Annotated in this window: 4 protein-coding genes; 3 read left to right on the top strand and 1 reads right to left on the bottom strand. The window is 61.8% G+C overall.

The annotated features are described in order from the left end of the window. Positions 1–370: 370 nt before the first annotated feature. A complete protein-coding gene (locus tag B4E36_RS23890; RefSeq protein ID WP_230721230.1) occupies positions 371–760 on the top strand; it encodes an acyl-CoA thioesterase in 390 nt (129 codons plus the stop codon). A 22-nt stretch (positions 761–782) separates the two neighbouring features. Here B4E36_RS23890 and B4E36_RS23885 read toward each other — a convergent pair whose 3' ends face one another. Further along, positions 783–1,136, bottom strand: a complete 354-nt coding sequence (locus B4E36_RS23885) for a DMT family protein (protein WP_292056598.1) — start codon at positions 1,134–1,136, stop codon at positions 783–785. A 175-nt stretch (positions 1,137–1,311) separates the two neighbouring features. On the opposite strand from B4E36_RS23885, the gene uvrB reads away from it, so the two are divergent. Then, entirely contained in the window at positions 1,312–4,065 is a 2,754-nt protein-coding gene (uvrB, locus tag B4E36_RS23880; RefSeq protein ID WP_292056596.1) for an excinuclease ABC subunit UvrB, read from the top strand. Positions 4,066–4,143: 78 nt separating this feature from the next. Next, complete coding sequence (locus B4E36_RS23875) at positions 4,144–4,806, top strand: 2OG-Fe(II) oxygenase (RefSeq protein WP_292056593.1); 663 nt, start codon at positions 4,144–4,146, stop codon at positions 4,804–4,806. Positions 4,807–5,082 lie beyond the last annotated feature (276 nt).

Raw genomic sequence — 5,082 nt, 5'->3', positions numbered from 1 at the left:
CGGCGGCGATCTGCTGGGGCTGCGGCTTCTGCGCGGCCTCCTCGCTGCGGGTGACGATCTGGGGGGCCTTGTCGCTGGTATCCACCGAAAAAGACGTCATCAATCCGCCGATGGAACAACCGGTGAGCGTCGCCGCAATGGCTGCCAATGAAACCGCGCGTCGCAAGGGAAACGTCATACTGAACCGAAATCGCGTTGATACTCCGGACGCGAGTAGACCAGACAAGAGTAAACAAATGCTTTTGCGGCGCCGATGAAAAGACAACCGTATGTTGCCCGCTGGCCCGACGGACCGAGTTGCAATTCCGCACCCGTGCAATATTGTCGGAGCTGATCAGGGTGCAGCGCCCGCAAGCCACAGGAGAGATCGATGAACGACGAGAAATCGCCCACCGGCAACCTGACCATGCGCACGGTCGCCATGCCGGCCAATGCCAATCCCTCGGGCGATATTTTCGGCGGATGGGTGATGTCGCAGATGGACCTCGCCGCCTACGTCGCCTCCTCCGAGCGCGCCAACAACAGGACCGTCACCGCCGCGGTGAATTCGATGGCCTTCGCCCAGCCCGTCAAGGTCGGCGATACGCTCTGCGTCTACACCTCGTTCGAGCGGATCGGTCGAACCTCGATGACGATCCATGTCGAGGCCTGGGTGCATCGTCACCGCATGCCGCACCGCGAACAGGTTACCGAAGCCCAGTTCGTGATGGTGGCGATGGACGAAACCGGCAGGCCGGCCGTGGTTCCGCAGGAGGCCTGAGCGGACCGCCGAGCCGCGCTGATCAGGCCTGGAAAATGAAAGCCGCGCCGACCGCGATCAGCGCGAAGCCGATCACATGATTGATGGTGATCGCCTCCTTCAGCCACAGGACCGAAAAGCCCGAGAACACCAGCAGCGTGATCACTTCCTGGATCGTCTTCAACTGCGCGGTCGAATAGACCGACGCGCCGATCCGGTTGGCCGGAACCGCAAGGCAATATTCGAAAAACGCGATCCCCCATGCGGTGATGATCACCAGCAGCAGCGGCGCGCTTTTGAACTTCAGATGGCCGTACCAGGCAAAGGTCATGAAAACATTCGAGCAGACCAGCATAAGAACCGGCCAAACGGCCGCGGGCGAAAGCGAAAATGGCATGAAATTTCTCCGGAAACGCTGCCAGCCTGGCAGCTTCGCGCGTTCTTAGCGCAAACTGTTACGGACGGCATCAGGAATTTGAGCTGTGAAACTTGACCGAATCGCGGCGTAAGTTCTATTTTTGTTCTGTCGCGACACCCTTTTCTTTTACAGGCTTGTTCCCCATATTCGCCCCATGGCCACATCACCCAAGAAATCCTCCGATAAACAAGGTTTCGAAGAAGCGCCCCAGGCGCCGTTCGAGGGCGAGAGCTATGAAGGCTCGATGACGGACTGGCTTGCCGGGCTGGAGAAGGAGGCCGAGGCCGAAACCGTTGACAGCCAGCGCAAGCTCGCCTCGAAGGCCGGCAAGCATCGCCGCAAGGCCGCCGAAAGCGGCGGCGCGACGGCCAGCCGCACCGCGCGCGGCGTCTCCATCGGCGGCTCCTCCGACCCCAAGACCCGCGCCGCCGCCGGGCTGAACCCCGTTGCCGGCGTTGATGTTTCTTTGGAAGAAGCCCAGAACCTCGCCAAGGGCGGCGTCACCGCGACGGTGGATGCGCTCTCAAGCCTGATCGAAAGCGGCAACCCGCTGTTCAAGGACGGCAAGATCTGGACCCCGCACCGGCCGGAGCGCCCGGAAAAATCCGAGGGCGGCATCCCGATCCGCATGGTCACGGAATACAAGCCCTCCGGCGACCAGCCGACGGCGATCGCCGATCTCGTCGAGGGGCTGAAATCCGGCGACCGCAGCCAGGTGCTGCTCGGCGTCACCGGCTCGGGCAAGACCTTCACCATGGCCAAGGTGATCGAGGAGACCCAACGCCCGGCGGTAATCCTCGCGCCCAACAAGACGCTTGCCGCCCAGCTCTATTCCGAGTTCAAGAACTTCTTTCCGGACAATGCGGTCGAGTATTTCGTCTCCTATTACGATTACTATCAGCCGGAAGCCTATGTGCCGCGTTCCGACACCTATATCGAGAAGGAATCCTCGATCAACGAACAGATCGACCGGATGCGCCACGCCGCCACCCGCGCCATTCTGGAGCGCGACGATTGCATCATCGTCGCCTCTGTGTCCTGCATCTACGGTATCGGTTCGGTCGAGACCTATACCGCGATGACCTTCCAGATGTCGGTCGGCGACACGCTCGACCAGCGGCAATTGCTGGCCGACCTCGTGGCCCAGCAATACAAGCGCCGCGACATGGATTTCCAGCGCGGCTCGTTCCGCGTGCGCGGCGACACGATCGAGATCTTCCCCGCCCACCTTGAGGACGCGGCATGGCGGATTTCGATGTTCGGCGACGAGATCGATTCGATCACCGAATTCGATCCGCTCACCGGACAGAAGACCGGCGACCTGCAATCGGTGAAGATCTACGCCAATTCGCACTACGTCACCCCGCGCCCGACGCTGAACGCAGCCATCAAATCGATCAAGGAAGAGTTGAAGGCGCGCCTGCAAGAGCTTGAAAAGGCTGGGCGTCTTCTTGAAGCACAGCGCCTTGAACAGCGTACCCGCTTCGATATCGAGATGATGGAGGCCACCGGCTCCTGCCCCGGCATCGAGAACTATTCGCGTTACCTGACCGGCCGCCGCCCCGGCGAGCCGCCGCCGACGCTGTTCGAATATATTCCGGACGATGCGCTGATCTTCATCGACGAGAGCCACGTCACCGTGCCGCAGATCGGCGGCATGTATCGCGGCGACTTCCGTCGCAAGGCGACGCTGGCTGAATACGGCTTCCGCCTACCCTCCTGCATGGACAACCGGCCGCTGCGTTTCGAGGAGTGGGATGCGATGCGGCCCGACACGATCGCGGTGTCGGCGACCCCCGGCGGCTGGGAAATGGAACAGGCCGGCGGCGTGTTCGCCGAGCAGGTGATCCGCCCGACCGGGCTGATCGACCCGCCGGTGGAAATCCGCTCCGCCAAGACCCAGGTCGACGACGTGCTCTCCGAAATCCGCGAGGTTTCGGCGAAGGGTTACCGTACGCTGGTGACGGTGCTGACCAAGCGCATGGCCGAGGACCTCACCGAATACCTGCATGAGCAGGGCATCCGCGTACGCTACATGCACTCCGACATCGACACGCTGGAGCGGATCGAGATCATCCGCGACCTGCGTCTCGGCGCGTTCGACGTGCTCGTCGGCATCAACCTGCTGCGCGAGGGTCTCGACATTCCCGAATGCGGCTTCGTCGCGATCCTCGACGCCGACAAGGAAGGTTTCCTGCGCTCGGAAACCTCACTGATCCAGACGATCGGCCGTGCCGCCCGTAACGTTGACGGCAAGGTCGTGCTTTATGCCGACCGGGTCACCGGTTCGATGCAGCGCGCCATGGACGAGACCAGCCGCCGCCGCGAAAAGCAGCTTGCCTATAACGAGGAACATGGCATCACGCCGGAATCGGTCAAGGCCAGGATTTCGGACATTCTCGACTCGGTCTACGAGCGCGACCATGTCCGCGCCGATATCGGCACCAAGGGCGGCAAGGGTTTCGCGGCCGACGGCCACCTCGTCGGCAACAATCTGCAGGCCCATCTGGACGCGCTCGAAAAGCAGATGCGCGACGCCGCCGCCGATCTCGATTTCGAGACTGCGGCACGGGTACGCGACGAGATCAAGCGCCTCAAGGCCGCCGAACTCCAGGGCATGGACGACAAGCTGGAGCGGCAGGAATCGCGACAGGCGGAAAGCGGCGGGCAGAGCGGCTATTTCGCCAAGCCTTCGCTGGACGACATGGGGCCGGGCACCGATACTGCCCGCCCGCTGTTCCGCAAGAACGATCTCGACGAGATGACCGTCGGTCGCACGGAAAAGCCGCTGGGCGGCGACGCCAAGCCGGTCAAGCGCGGCAAGATCGGCGCGGGCTCCTACGAAGACCCCGGCGAGCAGAAACGGCGCGGTCGACGCACCGGCAAGACCGGCAAACCGGGGAAATGACGCGGGCGGCGAGAATGGTTGTGCCTGCCTGCCGATGACGATACGATAGCATTGATCAAACAAGCATATGGTTCAGAAATGACAGATTACGGAAACGTTCAGGAGCATGTGAAGTCGGCATTCAGGAATGCCCACTCCAATGCCGAGCCCTATCGCCACTGGCTGCTTTCGGACATGTTTCCGACGGATCTGCTGAAGGATATTCAGGCGCTGGATTATCCTAAACCGGATCTTGGCGGCGTATCGGGCACGCGCGAGGTTCACAACAAGAGCCGGCACTATTTCGACCAGCCGAATATCGCGAAACATGCGTGCTGCGCAGCCGTCGCTGAAGCCTTTCAGTCACCCGAAGTTGCCGCAGTCATCCAGGACACTTTCGGCACCAATATCGAGGGCTCGAGCCTGCGCATCGAATTCGCGCAGGATATCGATGGTTTCTGGCTGGAGCCGCACACCGATATCGGCGTCAAGCTGTTCACCCTGCTGATCTATCTCTCCGATGGCCCCGGCCATGACGAGCTCGGAACCGATATCTACGCCTCGAAGGACGAGCATGTCGGCCGCTCGCCCTTCGCGCCGAACTACGCGATGATCTTCGTGCCGTCCACCAACACCTGGCACGGCTTCGAAAAGCGGCCGATCCAGGGCGTGCGCAAATCGCTGATCATCAATTACGTGACGCCGGAATGGCGCGCCCGCGAACAGCTCGCCTATCCCGACCAGCCGATCACGGTCGCCTGAGGGCGAGGCGTTTCAGCCCCAATCTCCCCCCTTGAGGCAGGGCTATCGCATATTGTGTAGCAGCTTGCTCCCAATACTCTCTCCCGCTGGCGGGAGAGATGCCCCGAAAGGGGCAGTGAGGGTGGAGCAGCGTCCCAGAGCTGTGACGCCGTCTCCGGGGATAGACTCCCCCCTCACTGTCGCTGTCGCGACATCTCTCCCCTCCGGGGCCAGGGCTATCGCATATGAGCGATCATTGAGATTAGGAAGGTATCGTCCCATCCGGCTTTTTTCATT

Source organism: Martelella sp. UBA3392 (assembly GCF_002358775.1).
Taxonomy (GTDB): Bacteria; Pseudomonadota; Alphaproteobacteria; order Rhizobiales; family Rhizobiaceae; genus Martelella; species Martelella mediterranea.
Note: the sequence above shows the minus strand (reverse complement) of the source record. Positions and strands in the feature narration are given on the sequence as shown.